The sequence below is a fragment of the Planomonospora alba genome (genome assembly GCF_039534085.1).
Lineage (GTDB): Bacteria > Actinomycetota > Actinomycetes > Streptosporangiales > Streptosporangiaceae > Planomonospora_B > Planomonospora_B alba.
Genome location: NZ_BAAAUT010000041.1, coordinates 1 through 21,972 on the forward strand (window position 1 = coordinate 1; position 21,972 = coordinate 21,972).

21 protein-coding genes are annotated in these 21,972 nt (G+C 74.3%); 13 read left to right on the forward strand and 8 right to left on the reverse strand.

What is annotated here, in order from left to right:
- Positions 1-1,143: cell envelope lipid trafficking protein PgfA (gene pgfA, locus ABD823_RS23365; RefSeq protein ID WP_344863007.1), on the forward strand; the 1,143-nt coding region annotated here is incomplete at its 5' end.
- On the opposite strand, the gene ABD823_RS23370 is transcribed toward pgfA (ABD823_RS23365), so the two are convergent.
- Positions 1,076-1,819, reverse strand: a complete 744-nt coding sequence (locus tag ABD823_RS23370; RefSeq protein WP_344863009.1) for a class I SAM-dependent methyltransferase — start codon at positions 1,817-1,819, stop codon at positions 1,076-1,078. The two genes, pgfA (ABD823_RS23365) and ABD823_RS23370, sit on opposite strands and share 68 nt — an antisense overlap.
- A 125-nt stretch (positions 1,820-1,944) precedes the next feature.
- On the opposite strand from ABD823_RS23370, the gene ABD823_RS23375 reads away from it, so the two are divergent.
- Complete coding sequence (locus ABD823_RS23375; protein WP_344863011.1) at positions 1,945-3,813, forward strand: hypothetical protein; 1,869 nt, start codon at positions 1,945-1,947, stop codon at positions 3,811-3,813.
- Here ABD823_RS23375 and ABD823_RS23380 read toward each other — a convergent pair.
- Entirely contained in the window at positions 3,810-5,024 is a 1,215-nt protein-coding gene (locus ABD823_RS23380; protein ID WP_344863013.1) for an acyltransferase family protein, read from the reverse strand. The two genes, ABD823_RS23375 and ABD823_RS23380, sit on opposite strands and share 4 nt — an antisense overlap.
- Before the next feature lie 124 nt (positions 5,025-5,148).
- Here ABD823_RS23380 and pgfA (ABD823_RS23385) point away from each other — a divergent pair, with 124 nt between their 5' ends.
- From pgfA (ABD823_RS23385) to ABD823_RS23405, 5 genes are all read left to right on the forward strand, one after another.
- Complete coding sequence (pgfA, locus tag ABD823_RS23385) at positions 5,149-6,069, forward strand: cell envelope lipid trafficking protein PgfA (protein WP_344863014.1); 921 nt, start codon at positions 5,149-5,151, stop codon at positions 6,067-6,069.
- The gene (locus tag ABD823_RS23390) at positions 6,066-7,007 is read left to right on the forward strand and encodes a decaprenyl-phosphate phosphoribosyltransferase (RefSeq protein ID WP_344863016.1); all 942 of its coding nucleotides are present in this window, start codon (positions 6,066-6,068) and stop codon (positions 7,005-7,007) included. The genes pgfA (ABD823_RS23385) and ABD823_RS23390 overlap by 4 nt, the downstream gene beginning before the upstream one ends.
- Complete coding sequence (dprE1, locus tag ABD823_RS23395; RefSeq protein ID WP_344863018.1) at positions 7,004-8,350, forward strand: FAD-binding oxidoreductase; 1,347 nt, start codon at positions 7,004-7,006, stop codon at positions 8,348-8,350. Before ABD823_RS23390 ends, dprE1 begins: the two co-directional genes overlap by 4 nt.
- 94 nt (positions 8,351-8,444) lie before the next feature.
- On the forward strand, positions 8,445-9,191 hold the full coding sequence (gene dprE2 / locus ABD823_RS23400; RefSeq protein ID WP_344863020.1) for a decaprenylphospho-beta-D-erythro-pentofuranosid-2-ulose 2-reductase: 747 nt from the start codon (positions 8,445-8,447) through the stop codon (positions 9,189-9,191).
- Between the two features lie 94 nt (positions 9,192-9,285).
- Positions 9,286-10,401 (forward strand): NAD(P)H-dependent flavin oxidoreductase, encoded by a 1,116-nt coding sequence (locus ABD823_RS23405; RefSeq protein ID WP_344863022.1) that lies wholly within the window; start codon positions 9,286-9,288, stop codon positions 10,399-10,401.
- A gap of 125 nt (positions 10,402-10,526) precedes the next feature.
- Here ABD823_RS23405 and ABD823_RS23410 read toward each other — a convergent pair whose 3' ends face one another.
- A complete protein-coding gene (locus ABD823_RS23410; protein ID WP_344863024.1) occupies positions 10,527-11,249 on the reverse strand; it encodes a TetR/AcrR family transcriptional regulator in 723 nt (240 codons plus the stop codon).
- Positions 11,250-11,359: 110 nt separating this feature from the next.
- Between ABD823_RS23410 and ABD823_RS23415 the strand changes: the two genes are divergently transcribed.
- Both ABD823_RS23415 and ABD823_RS23420 read left to right on the forward strand, forming a co-directional pair.
- Positions 11,360-12,382 carry a DMT family transporter gene (locus tag ABD823_RS23415; protein WP_344863026.1) on the forward strand — a complete coding sequence of 341 codons (1,023 nt, stop codon included), beginning with the start codon at positions 11,360-11,362 and terminating at the stop codon, positions 12,380-12,382.
- A gap of 207 nt (positions 12,383-12,589) precedes the next feature.
- Positions 12,590-12,961, forward strand: a complete 372-nt coding sequence (locus ABD823_RS23420; protein ID WP_344863028.1) for a hypothetical protein — start codon at positions 12,590-12,592, stop codon at positions 12,959-12,961.
- Positions 12,962-13,015: 54 nt separating this feature from the next.
- On the opposite strand, the gene ABD823_RS23425 is transcribed toward ABD823_RS23420, so the two are convergent.
- The 5 genes from ABD823_RS23425 to ABD823_RS23445 form a co-directional block, all read right to left on the reverse strand.
- On the reverse strand, positions 13,016-13,273 hold the full coding sequence (locus ABD823_RS23425; protein ID WP_344863030.1) for a hypothetical protein: 258 nt from the start codon (positions 13,271-13,273) through the stop codon (positions 13,016-13,018).
- A gap of 42 nt (positions 13,274-13,315) precedes the next feature.
- Entirely contained in the window at positions 13,316-13,645 is a 330-nt protein-coding gene (locus ABD823_RS23430; RefSeq protein WP_344863032.1) for a DMT family transporter, read from the reverse strand.
- 93 nt (positions 13,646-13,738) lie between these two features.
- The gene (locus ABD823_RS23435) at positions 13,739-14,554 is read right to left on the reverse strand and encodes a crotonase/enoyl-CoA hydratase family protein (RefSeq protein ID WP_344863034.1); all 816 of its coding nucleotides are present in this window, start codon (positions 14,552-14,554) and stop codon (positions 13,739-13,741) included.
- 80 nt (positions 14,555-14,634) lie between these two features.
- Positions 14,635-15,366 (reverse strand): class F sortase, encoded by a 732-nt coding sequence (locus ABD823_RS23440; protein WP_344863036.1) that lies wholly within the window; start codon positions 15,364-15,366, stop codon positions 14,635-14,637.
- Between the two features lie 124 nt (positions 15,367-15,490).
- Positions 15,491-16,927 (reverse strand): hypothetical protein, encoded by a 1,437-nt coding sequence (locus ABD823_RS23445; protein WP_344863038.1) that lies wholly within the window; start codon positions 16,925-16,927, stop codon positions 15,491-15,493.
- 377 nt (positions 16,928-17,304) lie between these two features.
- On the opposite strand from ABD823_RS23445, the gene ABD823_RS23450 reads away from it, so the two are divergent.
- The 4 genes from ABD823_RS23450 to ABD823_RS23465 are packed head-to-tail and all read left to right on the forward strand — an operon-like array spanning position 17,305 to position 21,957.
- Positions 17,305-18,855: an acyl-CoA synthetase gene (locus ABD823_RS23450; RefSeq protein ID WP_344863040.1), complete on the forward strand. Its 1,551-nt coding sequence runs from the start codon at positions 17,305-17,307 to the stop codon at positions 18,853-18,855.
- Positions 18,839-19,768, forward strand: a complete 930-nt coding sequence (locus tag ABD823_RS23455; RefSeq protein ID WP_344863042.1) for a Zn-ribbon domain-containing OB-fold protein — start codon at positions 18,839-18,841, stop codon at positions 19,766-19,768. The genes ABD823_RS23450 and ABD823_RS23455 overlap by 17 nt, the downstream gene beginning before the upstream one ends.
- An 11-nt stretch (positions 19,769-19,779) precedes the next feature.
- Positions 19,780-20,802, forward strand: coding sequence for a lipid-transfer protein (locus ABD823_RS23460; protein WP_344863044.1), 1,023 nt, complete (start codon positions 19,780-19,782; stop codon positions 20,800-20,802).
- A gap of 3 nt (positions 20,803-20,805) precedes the next feature.
- Positions 20,806-21,957, forward strand: coding sequence for a thiolase domain-containing protein (locus ABD823_RS23465; RefSeq protein WP_344863046.1), 1,152 nt, complete (start codon positions 20,806-20,808; stop codon positions 21,955-21,957).
- Positions 21,958-21,972 lie beyond the last annotated feature (15 nt).

Below are 21,972 nucleotides of genomic sequence, written 5' to 3' on the forward strand. Positions count from 1 at the left end.
GCCCGCCCCGCCGCGCCCCGCGCCTGCCGGGCCGGAGCCGCCCGGCGGGCGGTCCGAGGAGCGGCTGGCGGTGAGCCGGTGAACGTCCGCCGGATCCCCCGGCACGTCCTGGCGGCGGTGTGCGCCTTCCTCGCCACCCTCGCGGTGCTGCTCCGCTTCCAGGTCTACGAGAGCGCCCTGGTGCTCCCGCGCGAGCAGGGCAAGACCTACCGGCTGACCGCGCGCAGCGCCTCCTACTTCGACCTGGGCACGCTCACCGCGCGCACCGGCATCCCGCTGGTGTCCACCACGACGCTGAGCGGCGACCCCGCGGCGGGGGACGAGGAGACCGCGGTGTGGGTGGAGTACACCTCGCTCACCACCGCGTGGGGCGCCCGGATCGACTACCACGAGCGCCGGACCGCCTTCGACCGCCGGACGGGTGAGGTGGTCGACTGCTGCGACGGGTACGTCGACGAGGACCCGCGGGCCCGGCAGGACGGGCTGGCCTTCCGGCTGCCGCCGCGTGCCGAGCCGCGCTCCTACCCGCTCTACGACACGGTGCTGCGCCGGGCGGTCCCGCTGCGCTACGAGGGCGCCGAGGTCGTGCAGGGCGTGCGGACCCACCGCTACGCCTACACCGCGGGCCCGATCAGGATCGAGGACCTCGGGGACCTGCCCGGAAGGGCCCTGGGCCTGCCGGGGCGGCGGACCGTCGCGGTGTCCCGCTACGCCGAGGTGACCCGCACGCTCTGGGTCGAGCCGGAGAGCGGGCTGACGGTGAAGACCGCCGAGCGGCACCGGCAGAGCCTGCGCACCTCCGACGGCGTCGAGCGCCGGGTGAGCCTGGCGGCCGACCTGGTCATGTCCGACGAGGACGTCGCGGTCAAGGCCGCCGACGCGAAGGCCTTCACCCGGTGGGTGCTCCTGGTGCGCGACGTGCTGCCCGGCGTGTTCGGGCTGCTGGCGCTCGTCGCGGCCCTGCTCGCCCTGCCGTCCCGCCGCCGGCCGGAGCCCGGCGGCGGGGGCCGCCCGGACGCCCCGGGCGAGAGCGGCCGCGGTCCGGCCGGCGCCGCCGAGGGCGGGACCGGCGGGGTCAGCGGCGGCGCAGCACCAGCAGGAGGTTCCAGCTCGCGATCTCCCGCAGTCCCGGAACATGGATGACGGCCCGCGCCCAGCGGGGGTGGTAGCGGGGCAGGGCGTCCATGACGCGGACGTCCGGGTGCCGCCTGGCCCAGCGCAGCGCCGCCCCGACCGAGACCGGGTAGAGGCTGCTGCCGTACACGTTCTTGGGCGGGCGGCCGTACCGGCGGGTGTAGCGGGCGGCGGCGCGGTGGCCGCCGAGGTAGTGCCAGGGGGAGGTCTCGTGCCCGCCCCAGGGGGAGAGCCAGTTCGTGAAGGACAGGTAGACCACGCCGCCGGGCCGGGTGACCCGGATCATCTCCTCGCCCATGCGCCACGGGTCCGGGACGTGCTCCAGCACGTTGGAGGAGAAGCAGACGTCGACCGAGCCGGTCGCCAGCGGGATGTCCAGGGCGCTGCCGAGCACCGCCCCCTCCGGGGCCGCGCCCGCCCGGGCCATCATCTCCCCGGCGTCGCAGTCCACGCAGACGGGCCGGGCGCCCGCGGCCCGCAGCACCTCGGTGAAGTAGCCGGGGCCGCCGCCGACGTCGGCGACCAGCGCGCCGTTCAGGTCGGTGTAGGAGCCCAGCTGGGCGACGGTGTCGCGGGCCAGCATGCCGTAGAAGAAGTCCGGGTCGGTCTGCTCCTTGCGGAAGGCGCCGAGCAGTCTGACGGACCGGCCCAAAGTGGCGCGGAACGGCGCCTGCGGGGTCTCCAATGCTGCTCCTCACCGCCGGGGACGAACCAGGGTGCGCGGAGCATAACACCGTATTGCGGGCGATGTTACCGGCTCGTAGGGTGAGCGGCCGGGAGCCTCGCAGGACATCGGAGAAGGAGCGGACAGTGGAGACCACGGAGAGCGGGCCCGTGACGCCGCACGCCGTCCCGCCCGGCCGGGCCGCGCGGCTGCGCGACCCGGTGACGCTCGGCGCGGCGGTGCTCATCGCGGCCTCGCTGGCGCTGCGCGTGCTGATCCTGCGCGACTCCTACTTCGTCGAGGACGACCTGATCTTCGTCGGCAACGCCTACGAGAACGACCTCACCCTCGACTTCGTGACCCGGGTCCACAAGGGCCACTTCATGCCCGGCGCGCTCGCGCTGACCTGGGTGCTGTCGCGGATCGCCGCCTACGACTGGCTGCTGGTCGCCTCCGTCACCTTCGCCGCCCAGGCGCTGCTCGCCGTACTGCAGTTCCGGCTGCTGCGGCTGCTGTTCGGCGGCCGTCCGGCGATCCTGGTGCCGCTGGCGGTGCTGCTGTTCTGCCCGCTGACGATCCCGGCGTTCGCCTGGTGGGCCGCCGCGCTCAACGCGGTCCCGCTCCAGCTCGCCCTGGTGCTCGCGCTGACGGCCCAGGTCCGCTCCGCCCGAGGCGAGGGCGACCGGCACGGCCGGCGGGCGCTGGCCTGGTCGGTGCTGGGCATGGCCTTCAGCACCAAGGGCGTCTTCGTCCCCTTCCTGGCCTTCGCCGTCACCACGGCGTTCTGCGGGGACCGGCGGACCGGCTGGGTCCGGTCGATGCTCCGCGAGCTCGGGCGGCACCGGTGGCTGTGGGCCGCGCACGCGGCCGTGCTCGCCGCCTACACCGCGGTCTACCTCGCCCGCCGGGGCACCGCACCCGGGGAGGGCGCCGCCGTGCCCAAGCCCGGCATCGCGGCGGAGCTGACCGGGCTCCTGCTGGGCCGCACCTTCCCCAGCGGGGCGGTCGGCGGGCCGATCGGCTGGAACCCCACCCCGGCCGGCGGGCTCGCGGCCCCCTCGGACCTGACGGTCGCCGCCGCCTGGCTGGTGCTGGCCGCCCTGGTCGCGGCCACGCTCCTGTACCGCCGGCGGGCGGTGCGGGCATGGCTGATCCTGGCGGCCTACCTGGTCTGCGCCGACGTGATCCCCACGCTGATCGCGCGGGGCAGCTACACCGGACTGGTCGGCCTGGAGACCCGCTACGTCGCCGACGCCGCGGTCGTCCTCGGCGTCTGCCTGGGACTGGCGCTGCTGCCGCTCCGGGACGAACAGGGCGCCTACCGGCGCCCGCTGCCCGACCGGGCCGTGCTCTCGATGACCGCCGGGCTGACCGTGGGCGCCTACCTGGTGACTTCGACGGTCTCCATCGAGGCCTACCGGGGGACGCTCACCGGCGACCGGGTCCGGGCCTACCTGGACACCGCCGCGGCGGAACTGGCCGCAGCCCCGGCCGGCGTCGTGATCTACCCGACCCCGCTGCCCGAGGACATCGTGCTGCCGTTCAACGGGGACCGGAGGCTCACCAGCCACCTGCTCATCCCGCTGGCCCGCCCGGAGCTGCGGGCCCGGATGGCCCACCCCGAGCCCAGCCACGAGGCCAGGGTGTTCGACGAGAACGGCAGGCTGGCGAAGATGACCATCGACGCCGTCTTCTTCCAGGCGGCTCCGGAGGGCGAGCGCTGCATCCCGGTGGTGGACGGCGAGGTGCCGCTGCCCGACGCGATCTCCTGGGGCGGGCAGGCGACCGCGGGCGCGCTGGCGTACACGTCCCGGCGCGCCACCGCGGTCCGGGTCGAGATCGGCGACGAGCGGATCCTGCTCTCCCTGAAGGCGACCCGGGGCGGCATGGTGCACTTCCCGGTGACCGAGGTGGCCAGGGGCATGCGGATCGTCCTGGAGGACCCCGCCGCCCCGCTCTGTCTGACCGGCGTGGGCCTGGGCGCCCCGGCCGCCGAGCGCGCCCTGCCGCGCTAGCGGCGCACCAGGCCGTTCAGCCGCTGGAGGGGACGCTCCACGAACCGGTAGGTCAGCACCGCCAGGCCCAGCGTGATGGCGGTGATGGGCGGCAGGTTGGCGAGGAAGCCGCCGGTGAAGGACTGCTGCTCGGTGAAGCCGTACCACGCGTAGATCGCCACGAACTGCCAGAGGAACACGCCGTAGGAGACGCGCCCGAGGAAGGCCATGACCCGGTTGCCCAGCAGGCGCCGGACGGGGGAGTCGCCCGGCGGGAGCAGCGCCGCCGGGGCGAGCAGGCAGAAGGACACGACGGTGTAGAGGGCCAGTTCGGACAGGCCCGACCAGACGCCGTCGATGCCGAGGAAGCGGGTGCCGGTCACCGGGGAGGCCGCGACGGCGTAGGCGAGGGCGGCGATCAGCCACCACGAGCCGGCGGAGGCGGCCACGTCGCGGGCGAACCGCGCGGCGGGGCCGTCCGGCCGGGCCCGGGCCCAGACCATGACGACGGCCAGCGCCATGCCCGCGGCGAAGAAGACCATCGAGCGCGGCAGCCAGGGGTTCAGGTAGGGCCGGTACTGCGGGTAGTAGGTCAGCAGCGTCCAGACGAAGGATGTCGAGGCCAGGACGGCGAGGCAGGCCAGCAGCCGCCGCGCCCGCCGGTCCACGTCGTCGCCGGCGCGCCGGGCGAAGGCCGCCATCGCGGTGGCGAGCACCGGCAGGGAGACGTAGAACGCGGCCTCCACCGACAGGCTCCACATCTGGGCCAGGCCCTGCGGACCCAGGCCGAACCACCACGGCTCCAGGTCGTAGTTCTGGCTCAGGGTGAGCAGCAGGAGCCAGGACCAGCCGTCGGACAGGTGGTCCCGTGACCAGATGAGCATGGCGACGACGACCACCAGCCAGTAGGCGGGCAGGATGCGCACCGCCCGCCGCCACAGGTAGGCGCGGGCGCGCGGGGCGGGGCCCGCGTCCAGCGCCGCGGCCGCGAAGGGCCGGTAGAGCAGCACGCCGGACAGGGCGAAGAAGACGGAAACGGCCACGTCCCCGCGGGAGAGCAGCGCGCCGATGAACCCCTCCCGCAGCATGGCGCCGGACTCGCTGGCCACGTGGTAGACGAGCACGGTGAACGAGGCGATCGCCCGCATCCCGTCGAGGGCGTCTAGGTGGCCGCCGACCCCGGGAATCCCCTGCCCGGCGGCCTGCGCCGACCTAGAACTTGTTTCGGTCACTTTTCGGCATCCCTGGTGACGTGGGTGATCGGCATCACTAACATACTGGCCAGTAGAACGTGATTTAAGTACATTTCACCCCCCATGACCACCTGCCCGGCCCGGGAACCCCCCAGGAGGATCAATGCGCCGAATAGTCGGGATCGTTCTTCTAGCCCTGGGAGCCTTCCTCGTCGTCCTGGCGCCTCTCGTGCGCTTCCAGGTCGGCGGCAGCCTGATCGCCGCGCCCGCCGACCAGTACGGCGTCAGCAGGCTGGAGGCCGAGGGCGCCCAGTACTTCAGCGTCAAGGACCTGAAGGTCATGACCGCCAGGCTCGGCGTCACCGTCACCACCCGCGGCGACGTGTCGCAGGCCAAGGACGACACCGTCGTGTGGGACGAGTTCACCGCGGTCAACGACGAGACGAACGGCAACTCCGGCATCACGCTGACCGAGCGGCGCAGCGCCTTCGACAAGTTCACCGGTGAGGGCGTCACCTGCTGCTCGGTGAACGTCGACAAGAAGCCGGTCACCCTGGAGGGCCAGATCTACAAGTGGCCCTTCGACGTGGAGAAGAAGACCTACAAGGTGTTCCACTCCGTCACCGGCAAGGCCTTCGACGCCCGGTTCGTCGGGGAGGAGCACGTCAACGGCGTGCTCGTCTACCGCTTCGAGCAGGACGTGCCGGAGACCAAGACCGAGACCCGCAACGTGCCCGCGTCCATCCTGGGCATCACCGACACCGTCGGCGACGTCCAGGCGGACCGCTACCACACCAGCAAGAACACGTTCTGGATCGAGCCCGTCACCGGCTCACCGGTCAAGCAGGAGCAGCAGCGCGACGAGGTCCTGCGCAGCACCGACGGCGCGCACAGCATCACCGCCCTGCGGGCCACCTTCCGGATGACCCCGGAGACGGTGAACACCCTGGTCAACAACGCCGTCGAGAGCAAGAACCAGATCACCCTCATCAAGGTCACGATCCCGCTGGTCCTGCTCCTGGTGGGCCTCGTCCTGCTGATCGCGGGCCTCGTCGTGGCCCGCCGGGCGGGCGCCAGGGCGTGACGGGCGAGGAGAGGACGATCGAACGGCCGCCGGCGGACCCGCCGGCGGCCGTCCGCGCGCACCGGAGGTTCTCCCCGGTCCCGCTGGTCCGGGCCTGCCGGCCCCGCCAGTGGCTGAAGAACACCCTGGTCTTCGCCGCGCCCGGGGCGGCCGGCCTGCTGGGCACCGCCGAGGGACTGCGCGGCGCGTTCATCGCCTTCGCCGCCTTCTGCCTGGCCGCGAGCGGCGCCTACCTCATCAACGACGCCGCCGACGTCGAGGCCGACCGGCGGCACCCCCGCAAGCGGTTCCGGCCCATCGCCGCGGGCCTGGTGCCGGTGGCGCTCGCCCGCGCCGCCGGCGTCCTCCTGATGGCCGCGGCCCCGGCGGTCGCCGCGCTCTCCGGCGGCTGGCGGCTGTCCGCCGTCGTCGCCGGCTACCTGGCGCTGACCTTCTCCTACACGCTGTGGCTCAAGCACCAGCCGGTGGTCGACCTGGTCGCGGTCGCGGGCTGCCACGTCATCCGCGCCTTCGCCGGCGCGGTCGCGGTGGACGTGCCGGTGACGAGCTGGTTCCTGGTGGTGGTCTCGCTCGGCTCGCTGCAGCTCGTGGCGGGCAAGCGGGAGGCCGAGGTGCGCGCCGCGCACGACGGCCCCGGCGGCAACGCCACCCGGGCGATCCTGGCGGCCTACACCCCCGCCTATCTCGCGCAGGTCCGCACCATGGCCTCGGGCGCGATGATCGTCACCTACTGCCTGTGGGCGCTGAACGAGCAGTCGGCCCTGCCGTTCCACGCCATGAGCATCGTGCCCTTCGTGCTCGTCGTGCTGCGGCACAATCTCCTCGTGGACCGGGGCGTCGGGGAGGAGCCGGAGGAGCTCGCCCTGCGAGACCGGCCCCTGCAGCTGTTCATCACCGCCCTGCTGGTACTCCTGACGATCGGCATCCACCTGACATGAGCCCCGCCGCGCCGCCCGGCATGACCTTCCTGACCGGCTGGGGCCGTACCGCGCCCACCCCCGCGCGGCTGGCCCGGCCCGCCTCGGCCGAGCAGGTCGCCGAGCTCGTCCGGCGGGCGCCGGGCCGGGGCGTCGCCGCCCGCGGGCTCGGCCGCTCGTACGGCGACGCCGCGCAGAACGCCGGCGGGCTCGTCGTCGACTGCACCGCCCTGACCTCCTGGTCGCTGGACGAGGGCACCGGCCTGGTCACCGCCGACGCCGGGCTGAGCCTGCACGACCTGATGGCGGCCCTGGTGCCCCGGGGCTGGTTCGTCCCGGTCACCCCCGGCACCCGGTACGTGACGGTCGGCGGGGCGGTCGCGGCCGACGTGCACGGCAAGAACCACCACGTGGACTCCTCCTTCGGGGCCCACCTGCGCTCGCTGACCCTGGTCACCGCCGACGGAGCCGTCCGGGTGCTGACTCCGGCCGACGAGCTGTTCTGGGCCACGGTGGGCGGCATGGGCCTGACCGGGGTGATCGTCGAGGCGGCCTTCCGGTGCGTGCCGATCGAGACCTCGCGGGTCCGGGTGGACGTCGAGCGGACCCGGGACCTGGACCACACCCTGGAGACGATGACCGCCACCGACGACCGCCACCGCTACACGGTCGCCTGGATCGACCTGCTCGCCCGGGGCGGCCGGATGGGCCGCAGCGTGCTCACCCGCGGCGACCACGCCGCCCGCGACGAGCTGCCGCGCGGCGCCGACCCGCTGGAGTTCTCCCCCCGCCCCCTGCTGGCGGCCCCGCCGTGGGCGCCGGGCGGCCTGCTCAACCCGCTCACCGTCCGGGCCTTCAACGAGGCCTGGTACCTCAAGTCCCGCCCCGGCACCTCCGTCCAGCACCTGGCGCCGTTCTTCCACCCGCTGGACTTCGTGGACGGCTGGAACCGCGTCTACGGTCCGCGGGGCTTCGTGCAGTACCAGTTCGCCGTGCCGTTCGGGCAGGAGGCGACGCTGCGGCGGATCGTCTCCCGGCTCTCCGCCGAGGGCGTGGTCTCCTTCCTCACGGTGCTCAAGCGGTTCGGGCCCGGCACGCCGGGGATGCTGTCGTTCCCGATGCCCGGCTGGACGCTGGCGCTGGACATCCCGGCGGGGGTGCGCGGCCTGGCACGGCTGCTGCGCGCCTTCGACGAGCAGGTGGCGGAGGCGGGCGGGCGGCTCTACCTGGCCAAGGACTCCCGGATGGCGGCGGAGACGCTGGCCGCGACGTACCCGAGGCTGGCGGAGTGGCGTAGGGTCCGCGACGAGGCGGACCCCCGCGGGGTGTTCCGCAGCGACCTGGCCCGCCGGCTGGGCCTGTGAGGCGGGACGGCGCGGCCGGGGAGCGGCCCGCGGTGATCGGAGTAGGCGAGGCCCGGCCGCCGAGGCGGCCGGGAGCGGAGAGGGGAGCGGCGCCGTGAGGAACGCCCTGGGCTCGGTGGACACGGTGCTGCTGCTGGGCGGCCGGAGCGAGATCGGGCTGGCGATCGTCGAGCGGCTGGTCCGCGACGGGGCCCGCCGGGTGGTGCTCGCCGCCCGGGGCGCGGCCGGCGGCGAGCCGCCGGTGATCGGGGACGCGCAGGTGCACCTGCTGGACTTCGACGCCTCCCGTCCCGAGACGCACGGCGAGGTGATCGAGGCCGCGGCGGAGCTCGTCGGCGACCTGGACGTGGTGATCCCCGCCTTCGGCGTGCTCGGCAGGCAGGAGGAGTACGACGCAGACCCCCTCGCCGCGGCGCGGGCGGTCGCGGTGAACTACGGCGGGCACGTCTCGGTCGGGCTGCACGCCGCCCGGCGCCTGCGCGAGCAGGGCCACGGGACGCTGGTGGTGCTCTCCTCGGTGGCCGGGGTCCGGGTGCGCAGGGCCAACTTCGTGTACGGCTCGGCCAAGGCGGGCCTGGACGGCTTCGCGCAGGGGCTCGGGGACGCGCTGCACGGCTCCGGGGCGCGGGTGATGGTGGTCCGGCCGGGCTTCGTGATCGGCAGGATGACCCAGGGCATGACGCCGGCGCCGCTCTCCTCGACCCCCGGTCAGGTCGCCGACGCGGTGGTGGCGGGGCTGCGGTCCGGGGCCGAGGTGGTGTGGGTGCCCGGCGCGCTGCGGCTGGTGTTCGCGGTGATGCGGGTGCTGCCCCGGGCGATCTGGCGCAGAATGCCGCGCTGAAACCTGTTCTCATTATAGTTACTCGCTAGTACAGGCGAAATATTCTGTACTAGAACGCGTTGCAGTCTGTCGGGGCCGGTCGTACCGTGGGCCCATGCGGACCCGTGTCACGGACATGTTCGGAATCGAGTTTCCGATCTTCGCGTTCAGCCACTGCCGGGACGTCGTCGCGGCGGTCAGCCGCGCCGGCGGGATGGGCGTGCTCGGCGCGCTCTACTTCACCCCGGAAGAGCTCGAGACGGAGCTCAAGTGGATCGACGACCACGTCGACGGCAGGCCGTACGGCGTCGACGTGGTCATGCCCGCCTCCTACGCGGGAGCCGACCTCGGGGTGGACTCCCCGCAGGACCTGGTGGCCCGGCTGCAGGGGATGATCCCCGAAGGGCACCGGAGGTTCGTCGACGACCTGCTGGCCGCGCACGACGTGCCGCCGCTGGGGGAGGACTCCGACGCGGGCCGGGTCCTGCTCGGCTGGACCGACGCCACCGCCCGGCCGCAGGTCGAGGTCGCGCTCCGGCACCCCATCGCGCTGCTCGCCAACGCGCTCGGCCCGCCCCCCGCCGACATCGTCGAGCTCGCCCACGCGCACGGGGTCAAGGTGGCCGCGCTCGCCTCCACCCCCCGCCACGCGGTCAAGCAGGTCGAGGTCGGTGTGGACGTCGTCGTCGCCCAGGGAACCGAGGCCGGAGGGCACACCGGTGAGATCTCCACGATGGTGCTCGTCCCCCAGGTCGTGGACGCGGTGGACGTGCCCGTGCTGGCCGCCGGGGGCATCGGCGACGGCCGCCAGATGGCCGCGGGCATGGCGCTCGGCGCCGAGGGCGTGTGGACCGGGTCGATCTGGCTGACCGTGGAGGAGGCCGACACCCCCGAGATGGCCAAGCGGCGCATCCTGGAGGCGACCTCCCGCGACACGGTCCGCTCCCGCTCGTGGACCGGCAAGCCCGCCCGCCTGCTGAAGAACGAGTGGACCGACGCCTGGGAGTCGGCCGAGTCGCCGGGCACGCTCCCGATGCCGCTGCAGTTCATGCTGATCTCCGACGCGCTGCGCCGGATCGGCCGCTCCGACGCCGCGGAGCTGGCCACCTTCCCGGCCGGCCAGATCATCGGGACCATGAACCAGGTGAGGTCCGCGCGGGACGTGGTGTTCGGCATGGTCGAGCAGTACGTCGAGGCCATGGACCGCCTGGAGCGCCTCACCCGCGACTGACCGCCCGGTCGGCCCGCCGGGCGCGCCGACCGGTGCCCGGCGTGCCGTCCCGCGCGCCCGCCGGGCGCGCCGTTCTCCCCGGGGTTCCGCCGCTGCGGCGGAGCGGAGCCGCGGGCGTCCCCGGGTCAGCGGCCGTCCGCCGCCGCTCCCGGACCGGGGTCCGCCATCCGCCGGGCGAGCCAGCTCAGGGACGCGGCGATCCGCTCCTTCGGCAGGCCGAGCGTGTGCCGCTGGAAGCGGTACACCTCCGGCGCCAGCGGGGCCAGTGCGGCCTCCACCGCCCCGTCCGGATCGGGGGCGCCGGCGTCGGCCAGCAGCATGCGCACATGGGCCCGCCAGAACGTGTAGGCGCCGGTGGCGAACCTGGTCCCGCCGGTCTCCGCGCCCAGCGCCAGATGGAGGTGCTGCTCCAGCAGGTCGATCGAGGCCGCGTAGAAGGCGGCGAGCCGGTCGGCGGGGGAGGCGCCGGGGCCGAGCGGCGGCGCGCCGCCCAGGATGTGCTCCTGCAGGCGCCGCTCGTGCTCGTCGAGCAGGGCCAGGGCGATGGAGGCGGGGTCGGGATAGCGCCGGTACAGCGTGGCCCGCCCCACGCCGGCGGCGCGCGCGATCTCGTCCATCGTGACCTGCCGGGCGTCCCGCGTGGCGAACAGCCGCTCCGCCGCCGCGAGCACCCGGGCCCGGTTGCGCGCGGCGTCCGAGCGCTCCCGCACCGGGGGCCGGGACCGCGCGGCGGTCCCGGGCCCGAGCACGGGAAGCTCGCGGCCGGCGCGGCCGGCCGGCGCGGCCGGGTGATCCGGCGCCTTCCCGTCCACCGGATCCCCGCCGGCACCCGTGAGCCTGTCGTCCATGCGTCCATCGTACGGCCCCCGTCGCGATGTGGACACGCTGTCCATTTGAGGCGTACCCTTGCCTGGGTTCAAACGGACATCATGTCCGCTTATCGCGTTCGGAGGCTCTCATGCACGCTGTGCTCCTCGCCGCGGCACTGCTCATCGGCTGTTTGCTGGCGGTGCAGGCCTCGGTGAACCTTCAGCTCAACAAGGCCGTCGGCACGCCGTACGGCGCGTCCGCCCTGCAGCTCGGGGTGGCCACCGCCCTGCTGGCCGTGCCGGCCGTCGCGGTCGGCGGGATCGGCGCGGCCCGCCTCGTTCCCGACGTGCCGCTCTGGCACCTGCTCGGCGGTCTGGCCAGCCCGCTCTACATCACCAGCGGGATCCTCCTGTTCCCCAGGCTCGGCGCCCTGGCCGCGGTCGGGCTGTTCGTCACCGGCCAGATGTCCGCCTCCCTCGCGCTGGACCTCCTGGGCGTGCTGGGCGTGCCGCGCAAGCCGCTCAGCGCGGGCGTCGTGCTCGGCGCCGCCGCCGTGCTGGCCGGCATCACCGTGGTCATCCGCAGCCAGCGCGCCGCGCGGCCCTCCGCCTCGTCCGCCCCGGCCGCGCAGCCTGCCGCCGGGCCCGTCGGCGGCTCCGCCGGGACGGCCACCGCGCCCGCCGTGCCCGCCGTGGCGGCCGGGACGGGCGGCGCCGGGCAGTGGGGCTGGATCGCGCTCGGTCTCGTCGCCGGTGCGGCCCTGCCCGTCCAGGGCGCGATCAACGCCCAGCTCCGCAGGGACCTGGAGCAGCCGATGACCGTGGCGACGATCAGTTTCATCGTCGCGACGCTGACGATCCTCGTGGTCCTGCTGCTCCTGCTCGCCCTCCGCCGCACCCCGCGGCCGCGCCTCCGGCCGCTGAGCGGGATGCCGTGGTGGGGCTGGCTCGGCGGTGCCTGCGCCGCGGCGTACGTGACGGCGACTTTCATGCTCATACCGGAGATCGGCGCCGCCACCACCGTGGCGCTCACCGTGACCGGGCAGCAGGCGGCCTCGGCCGCCATCGACGACCGCGGTCTGTTCCGCCTGCCCGCACGCCCGCTCACCGGGCCGCGCCTCGGCGGCCTCGCGCTTCTCATCGCGGGGTCGGTGCTCGTCCAGCTGACCTGAGAGAGGGCGGTGCGCGCCGTCCCTGCCCTGGCACCGCGGCCGCCCGGCTCCCGGCCGCCCCGTCGGCGCGCCCGCCGGTCCCCCGCCCGGGGGAGGCCGGGTCACCCGTACGGCGGGCGTGCCCGGCTGCCGTACGGGGCTACCGTTCTCTGCGTGCCGCCCGGAACGACCGGAGGGCACACCGGTACGTGCGGAAGGAAGATCGCAGTGAGGTGGATGTCGTGGCTCGGGGCCGGGCTGCTGGTGGCGGCCCTGGTCGCCGCGGGCGTGAGCGTGTTGGCGTTCTCCCGGGCCGCCGAGACCCAGGAGCGGCTGGAGTCGCACCTGGCGGAGGCGGGCGCGCTGCTGAACGAGGCGGAGTCCGTCAAGGAGGCGGACCCGGCCCGCCACGAGGAGTTGAAGCAGGAGGCCGGGCGGCACACGTCCTACGCCGAGTCCGACCGGGACGAGTACGCCACCCAGCGTGACGGCGCGCGCTACCTCGCCGCCGGGGCGGTCGCGGGCCTGGCCGGTGGCGGCGCGCTGATCATCATCGGCCGGCGCCGGGCCGCGGGCAGGCCGGTTCCCCAGGGGGTGTAGCCGCCTCGACGGCTCCCGCGCCCGGCCGCGTCCTCGGCGACGGCCGGGCGCCCGTCAGCCGATGATCACGCTGACCGTGGCCGCGACCGCGCCGCCGCCCAGGAGCGGGCCCCGGAACTGCATCGGCACGGAGAACAGGGTGTGCCGGTTGCGCGGCGCGCCCGGCCGGTCGGCGGGCGGGACGGCTGGAGCGGCCCTCGGACGAGGGCGGCCAGGCAAGGGATGCCCAGCGGCGATGATCAAGAGATATCGGCGATCGTCGCGGTTGATTCGATTGTTGTGGTCAGCCCGGTATGCGGCGAAGACGACCATCCCGGAGAACGCCGGTGGTCCCGGAGCCGCCGCCCCGGAGGCTCAGTGGGCGCCGCCTCCGGCGAGGTTGAGGACCACCACGCCGGCGATGATCAGGACGATGCCGGCGACCTTGGCGACGCTGAGGTTCTCGCCGAGGAAGAGCACGCCGATGGCGGCGATGGCGGCGGTGCCCACCCCCGACCAGACGGCGTAGGCGGTACCCATCTCCATCTGCAGCTTCAGCGCCTGGGCCAGCAGGAAGAACGCCGTGCCGTACCCGGCCACCACGAGCAGCGACCAGCCCTTGTGGGAGAAGCCGTCACTCAGTTTGAGCGCGGTGGTGGCCAGGATCTCCGAGACGATCGCCCCCGCCAGCATCAACCAGGCCATGTGTGAGCTTCCCCTCAAGCTGCGCCGTACCGGTGCCTTCCCGGCGGGAGTGTAGCGCCGGCAGTGTCCGCCCGGAGCGCGCGGCCGGGCGCCTCATTCGCCCCGGTAGACCGGGGGGCGCTTCTCGCGGAAGGCCAGGGAGCCCTCCTTGGCGTCCTCGGAGCCGATCACCGGCCAGCCGATGGCGTCGGAGACCTTCAGCGCCTCGGCCTCGGGCAGCCCCTCGGTCTCCCGGTAGGCGCGCAGGATCGCCTGTACGGCCAGCGGCCCGCACGCGGCGACCTGCCGGGCGAGCTCCAGCGCCGCCTCCAGGGCCGTGCCGTCCGGGACGACCCGGTTGACCAGGCCCATGGCCAGCGCCTCACGGGCGGTGACCGCCCGGCCGGTCAGCAGGACGTCCATGGCGAAGGCGTAGGGGATCTGGCGGGGGAGCCGCACCGCCGAGCCGCCCATCGGGAACAGCGCGCGGCGCGCCTCGAACAGGCCGAGCGTGGCCGACTCGGCGACCACGCGCAGGTCGGTGCCGACGAGCAGCTCGGTGCCGCCGGCCACGGCGTGGCCCTCGACCGCGCAGACGATCGGCTTGGCGGGCCGCGCGCCGGGGTCGCGCAGCAGGCCCTTCCAGTGGTAGTCGGGGATCCGCGCGGCCCGCTCGGCGACCCGGGGGTCGGAGGAGGGGCGGCCCATGGCCTTGAGGTCGGCGCCCGCGCAGAAGGTGCCACCCGCGCCGGTCAGCACGGCGACGCGGACCCCGGGCTCGTCCGAGACGTAGGCCCACGCGTCGGCGAGGCCGACCAGCATGTCCGTCGAGAGGGCGTTCCTGGCCTCGGGCCGGTCCATGGTCACGACGACGACGTGGCCGTCGCGCTCGATCCGGCAGTGCGGCGTGCTGATCGGGAGCTGTTCCACGGGCGACCTCCGCTTGGGGCAAGCGCTTGGTCGGTAATCCTAGATCCGTACGGCGCGCCCCGCCAGAGGCCGCCCGCGGCTCAGCCCACCAGGTGGGCGTAGACGATGACGTTGTCCTCGTAGTGCCCGGTCGCCTCGTCGAAGGCGCCCCCGCAGGTGATCAGCCGCAGCTCGGCGGCGGAGGTCTCGCCGTACACCTTGTCGGTGGGGAAGGCGTCCTTGTCCACCCGCTCCAGCTCGTCCACGGCGAAGACGGCGGTGCGGCCGTCGGCGCGCCTGACCTTGATCGTGTCGCCGGGGGCGAGGGCGTGCGCCCTGGCGAAGACCGCCGGCTCGCCGTAGGCGTCCACGTGACCGAGCAGCACGGCGGGGCCGGCCTCGCCGGGCGTCGGGCGGTGCTTGTACCAGCCGACCAGCTCGGGGCGGTTCAGCGGGGGGACCTCGACGGTCTGGTCGGCGTTGAGGCCGACCGGGTCGATCGGCGCGCCCTTCACCCCGATCGCGGGGATGTCGATGGCGACCGGCTCGGCGGCGGCCAGCGGCTCGGCGGCGGCGAACGCGGGCTTCCCGGCCGCCGGGGCGGTGGCCTCGGCCGCGGGGGACTCGTCAGCGCCGGAGCCGGAGGAGGCGGACGCCCCGGGTTCGGCGGAGGCGGTGGCGGTGGCGCCGGAGGTGGCCGCCCCCCGCGCCGGGAGGGGGGACGGGGGGTCGTCCGCCAGCGCGGCTCCGGTGACGAGCACACCGCAGAAGATCGACAGAGCCGCTCCCGTGGTGAGGGCGATGCGGCGCTTGGACGGAGTGGGGCCGGACATGGCCGGGTCACCTGCCTCGGGTCGGGTGGTCGGGCGTGGGCGGCGTCCGGCCGGCCGGACGCGGGGCCCGGACGGCGGGGTCCGGGTCACGGGCGGAGCGGCCCGCGACCCGGGACGGCGGGGCTCAGCCCTGCCGGCCGGACCGGCGCGCGAACAGCGCCGCGCCGGAGCCGCCCGCGAGCAGCGAGCCGCCGAGCACCAGGGCGCCGAGGGTGGAGCCGCCGGTGGCGGAGGGGGCCGCGGCGAGGGTGCGCCCGGCGAGCCCGCCGCCGGTCTGCGCGCCGCCCCGCGGGGTGTAGCCGTGGCTGACGCTGGCCTTCCACGTCAGGACGGTCAGCTTGGCCGAGGACTTCTGCCCGGTGGGCAGCTTGGCGGTGAACCAGTAGGAGCCCGCGTCGGTGCTGGACGGGACGTGGAACTTCTTGATGGCGGTGCCGTTCTTGTCCACCTTGACGGTGAACGGCTTGCCGGCCGGGTCGTAGATGGTGACCTTGGTACCGGGCGCCACGTACGTGGTCGCGACCAGGGCGGTGAACTTCCCGCCCGCCGTGATCGTGTCCGGCGTCAGGTCCAGGGCGATCCGGCCGGCGCGGGGCGCCGGCTTGACGACGGTCAGCGTGGCGGAGTCGCAGGCGCCGTCCGGGAGCGAGGCCGAGACCGCGTGGCGGCCGGGGCGGGTGCCCTTGGGCACGGTCAGGGTGATCCGGGCGGTGCCCCGGGCGTCGAGCTTGGCGCGGTAGGCGCGGCCGCCCGGGTCCTTGACGGTGACCACGGTGCCGGGCTTGGCCTTCTTGGTGGTGATGACGGCCTGGTAGCTCTGCCCGGGCAGGCGCTTGGCCGGGTCGAGCCGGAGGTCCAGCGCGGCGACCGGCGCGGGCTTGACCACCGCCCAGGTGTTGACCGGCATGGCGCCGGTGACGCTGACCCGCAGGGTGTGCTCGCCGAGGCGGGTGTTCACCGGGACGGTCAGCTTGACGACGGCCCTGCCGGCGCGGACGAGGCCGGCGGCGCTCTTGCCGCCGATGCCGCGGACGAAGACGCGGGCGCCGTTCGGCACGTCGGAGGTGCGCACGGTCACGGTGTAGGCGCCGCCGCGGACGACGGCGCCGGGGGTGACGACGGCCGAGTCGATGAGCGGCCGCTTGACGTCCACGACGTCGCCGGGCGGGGTCTTCGGCCCCGAACCGCCGGTGGCGGGGGCGCTCTCCTCCGGCTGGGCGGGAGTGATCTCGGCCGGGGCCGGCGCGGGAGCGGGCTCGGCGGCGGGCTCGGCGGCGGGCTCCGGCTGGGCGGGCGCGGGGGCGGGCTCCGGGCCGGCGGGCTCCGGGTCGGCGGCGGACTGGCGCTCCGCCTCGGGGGCGGGGGCCGGGGCCTCGGGGGCCTCGGCAGGGGCGTCCGCGGCGGACTCGGTGAAGGCGGCGTCGAGGTTCTCCTGCGCCTCCGTCGTGCTGACAGCTGACTCGGTCGGGACGCCGTCGATGTCGTCGGCGGACGCCGGGGCAGCGGTCAGTACGGCGAGGCCGAGGGCACCGGCGGCTGCCAGGGACTTGGTGAAACGCATGATCTCCCCATAGCGGAGACGGCGGCTGGTCAGTATGAGCCCAGCTAGGGGACGCTGTCTCTCGGCCTTCATCTTCGCCGAGCAAAATTCCCATTCGGAACAAATAAGCAGTTTGGTCCCAAAACTTGACTCTCTCCTTACCTTATAGCAACGGAGAGTGACGACGGCGGTGCCATTGGTGAGGAAAAGGTAAAGCCCATATCGGCTCAGGCTTGATAATCAAACGCTTGTTAGGCGGCGGTGGCCGGGTTACTCTGCCCGTGCGCACAAGAACACGTTCTCGTGCACGGCCTCCCGTTCCGCCGGTGTCCAGCCGCGACTCGGGGCGCGTCTCGCTCCGGTGGCCCGGGTGTCTTCCGACCAGAGGGGACCTCGCGATGGGCACGCTCGGTTTCTGGAGACTGGCGCAGGCGGACCCGGACTGGATCGCGGCCGTGGATCCGGACGGCACCGAACACCGCGCCGGCGACCTGCTGGCCCGGGCCAACCGCCTCGTCCACGGCCTGCGGGAGCTGGGCCTGAAAGCCGGTGACGGCATCTGCGGCCTGGTCCCGAACGGCGCGGACGGCCTGGTGCTCTATCTGGCGGCGCTGCAGGCCGGGTGGTACTACACGCCGGTCAACTGGCACCTGACCGGCCCTGAGATCGGCTACATCGTCGCCGACAGCGAGGCCAAGGCCTTCTTCGTCCACGAGCGGTACGCCGCCGACGGCATGCGCGGGGCCGCCGAGTCCGGCATCGCCGCCGACCGCGTCTTCGCCTTCGGCCGCGTCGGCGGGGCCCGGCCGACGGCGGACCTGACCGACGGCCGCCCGGACACCCCGCCGCCCGGCCGCACGGCGGGCGCCACCATGCACTACACCTCCGGCACCACCGGCAGGCCCAAGGGCGTGCGCCGCCCGCTGAGCGGCCTGGACCCGGACGACTCGGCCGAGCTGATGACGTTCCTGCTCTCCCTGTTCGGCATCACCCCCGGCAAGGAGAACGCGCACCTGGTCACCTCGCCGAGCTATCACACCGCCGTCACCCAGTTCGGCGGCACGGCGCTGCACATGGGCCACACCCTCGTCTACATGGACCGCTGGGACGCCGAGGAGATGCTCCGGCTCTGCGAGCGGTACCGCGTCACCAACTCGCACCTGGTCCCCACCCACTTCAAGCGCCTGCTCGCGCTCCCGGAGGAGACCCGGCGCCGCTACGACCTGTCCTCGCTGAGGTGGATGATCCACGCCGCAGCGCCCTGCCCGGTCCCGGTCAAGCGGGCGATGCTCGACTGGTGGGGCGACGTCGTCTACGAGTACTACGCGGCCACCGAGGGCGGCGGCACGCTCGCCACCCCCGAGGGCTGGAAGAAGTACCCCGGCACCGTCGGCACGCCCTGGCCGATCAGCGAGATCCTCATCGTGGACGAGGACCTCGAGCCCGTCCCGGCCGGCACCCCCGGCACGGTCTACATCAAGATGGCGGGCGCCTCCTTCGAGTACAAGGGCGACGCCGCCAAGACGGAGGCGAACCGGCTGCGGGACTTCTTCACCGTCGGCGACATCGGCTACCTGAACGAGGAGGGCTACCTCTTCCTCTGCGACCGCAAGGCCGACATGATCATCTCGGGCGGGGCCAACATCTACCCGGCCGAGATCGAGAACGAGCTGATGGTCCACCCGAAGGTCGGCGACGTGGCGGTGTTCGGCATCCCCGACGAGGAGTGGGGCGAGCAGATCAAGGCCGTGGTCGAGCCCGCGCCCGGCGTCGAGCCGTCCCCCGAGCTGGCCGCCGAGCTCCTCGCCTCCCTGGAGGGCCGCCTGGCGAAGATGAAGTGGCCGAAGTCCGTCGACTTCATCGAGCGGATGCCGCGCGAGCCCAACGGCAAGCTCCTCAAACGACGGCTGCGCGACCCCTACTGGGAGGGACATGACCGTGCCATCTGAGGCGGGACCCGCGACCGGGGAGACGGTCGCCGACCACGTCCTGGAGTTCCCCGGCGGCTACACGCGCACCACCGGGCCGGTGATCGGGCGCTTCCTCACCGAGCTGCGGGACGCGCGGATCGTCGGGGTCCGTACGGCCGGCGGCCGGGTCCTGGTGCCGCCGCTGGAGCACGACCCGGACACCGGCGAGGAGGTGACCGGGGAGTTCACCGAGGTCGGCCCGGCCGGGACCGTGGAGAGCTGGGCCTGGGTGCAGGCGCCCCTGCCCGGCCACCCCCTGGACCGGCCGTTCGCCTGGGCGCTGATCCGCCTGGACGGCGCGGACACCGCGCTGGTCCACGCGGTGGACGCCGGCGACGCCCGCGCCATGCGCCCCGGCCTGCGGGTCCGCCCCCGCTGGCGGGCCGAGCGCTCGGGCCACATCACCGACATCGAGGGCTTCGTCCCCGAGGTCACGAGGATCGTCTCCCCGGTCCGCGCGGACTACCGGCTGCGGCCCGGCCGGGCGCTGGCCCGCTTCCTGGAGGGCGTGGCCGACGGGGTGTTCCTCGGCTGCCGGTGCGGCTCCTGCGGCAAGGTCTACGTGCCCTACCGCCTGTCCTGCCCCGAGTGCGGCGTGCCGATCACCGAGGAGGTCCGGCTGCCCGACACCGGGACGGTCACCACCTTCGCGATCAACAACCTGCCCGACCCGCGCGCCCCCGAGGTGCCGTTCGTCTCGGCCTACATCCAGCTCGACGGCGCGGACATCCCGATGATCGCGCTGGTCGGCGGTGTGCCCGCGCACGAGGTGCGGCAGGGCATGCGGGTGCGGGCCGTCTGGGTGCCGCCGGAGGAGCGGGTCCCGGCCCCGCACTCGATGCAGAACATCAGGTGGTTCGCCCCCACGGGCGAGCCGGACGCGGAACTGTAGGGGGGCGCCAGATGCGTGAGGTGGCCGTCGTGGCGTTCGCGCAGACCCGGCACAGCGCGGTCGACGAGGGGCTGAGCGAGCCGGAGCTGCTCCTGCCGGTGATCGAGGAGGTGCGCCGCCGGTCGGGCCTGCGCACGTTCGGCTTCACCTGCTCGGGCAGCTGCGACTACCTGGCCGGGGCGCCGTTCTCGTTCGTCTCCGCGCTCGACGCGCTCGGCGCCTGGCCGCCGATCTCCGAGAGCCACGTGGAGATGGACGCCGCCTGGGCGCTGTACGAGGCGTGGGTCCGGCTCCAGCACGGCGACGTCGACTCGGCGCTGGTCTACGGCTTCGGCAAACCCTCCCAGGCGGTGGACCCGTACCGGCTGATGACCCTCCAGCTCGACCCCTACTACCTGGCCCCGCTCGGCCTGGACCAGATCTCCTACGCCGCGCTGGCGGCCTCGGCGCGCGGCGCGGACCGGGCCGAGCTGGACGAGGTCGTACGGCGCAGCCGGGCCGCCGGCCGGGCCAACCCCTACGCCCTCGACCTGCCCGACCCGGAAGGGGAGGAGGCGGTGGTCGCCCCCCTGCGGCCGTACGACATCGCGCCGCCCGCCGACGGCGCCGCCGCGGTGGTGCTGGCGGCCGGCGACCTCGCCCGCCGGGTGTGCGAGCGCCCCGCCTGGATCACCGGCATCGCCCATCGCATAGATCCGCATTACCTGGGCATGAGAGACCTCGCCCGGCCGGCCTCCGCCGCCGAAGCCGCACGCGCGGCGGGGGTCGGCAAGGGTGGCGTCGACGTCGCCGAGCTGCACGTGCAGTTCAGTCACGAGGAGCCCGTCCTCCGCGAGGCCCTCGCCCTTCCCCCCGCCACCGAGGTCAACCCGAGCGGCGGCCCGCTGGCCGCCAACCCCGTCATGGCCACCGGCCTGATCCGGATCGGCGAGGCGGCCCGGCGGATCACCGACGGCACCGCGGGCCGCACGGTCGGGCACGCCGCCGGCGGCCCCTGCCTGCAGCACAACCTCGTCGCCGTGATGGAGGGCTGAGCCATGAGCGGAAACCGCTGCGCGGTCATCGGGGTCGGGCAGACCGAGTACCGGACGAAGCGCTGGGACGTCTCGATCGCCGGGCTGGTCCGCGAGGCCGCCGTCCGGGCACTGGAGGACGCCGGGCTGACCTTCAAGGACATCGACGCGGTCGTCATCGGCAAGGCGCCCGACCTGTTCGAGGGCGTGATGATGCCCGAGGCGTACCTGGCCGACGCGCTCGGCGCGGCCGGCAAGCCGATGACGCGCGTGCACACCGCGGGCTCGGTCGGCGGCTCCACCGCGCTGGTCGGCGCCTCCCTCGTCCAGGGCGGCGTGCACGACCGGGTGCTGGTGGTCGCCTTCGAGAAGCAGTCGGAATCCAACGCCACCTGGGCGCTGTCCACGCACGGGCCGTTCAACGCCTCGCTGGTCGTCGGGGCGGGCGGCTACTTCGCCCCGCACATCCGCGAGTACATGCGCCGCTCCGGCGCGCCCGGCCACATCGGCACGCTGGTGGCGGTCAAGGACCGGCTCAACGCGCTGAGGAACCCCTACGCCCACCTGAAGATCCCCGGCATCGACCGGGCGATGGTCGAGTCGACCCCGATGCTCTGGGAGCCGATCCGCTACCTGGAGACCTGCCCGTCCAGCGACGGCGCGTGCGCGCTGGTGCTGGCCTCGGAGAAGGCGGTCACCGGCACCCCGGCCTGGGTCCACGGCACGGCGATGCGCTCCGAGCCGATCTTCCGGGCGGGCCGCGACGCGGTGAACCCGCAGGCGGGCGTCGACTGCGCCGCGGACGTGTACCGGCAGGCCGGGATCACCGACCCGCGCAGGGAGATCGACGTGGCCGAGGTCTACGTGCCGTTCTCCTGGTACGAGCCGATGTGGCTGGAGAACCTCGGCTTCGCCGCCGAGGGGGAGGGCTGGAAGCTCACCGAGTCCGGGGCCACCGAGCTGGACGGCGACATCCCGTGGAACCCCTCCGGCGGCGTGCTGTCCAGCAACCCGATCGGCGCCTCCGGGCTGATCCGGTTCGCCGAGGCGGCGCTGCAGGTCCGGGGGATGGCGGGCGAGCACCAGGTCGACGGGGCCCGCCGGGCCCTCGGGCACGCCTACGGGGGCGGCTCGCAGTTCTTCGCGATGTGGGTGGTCGGCGCCGACCGGCCGTAGCGGGCGCGGAGCGCC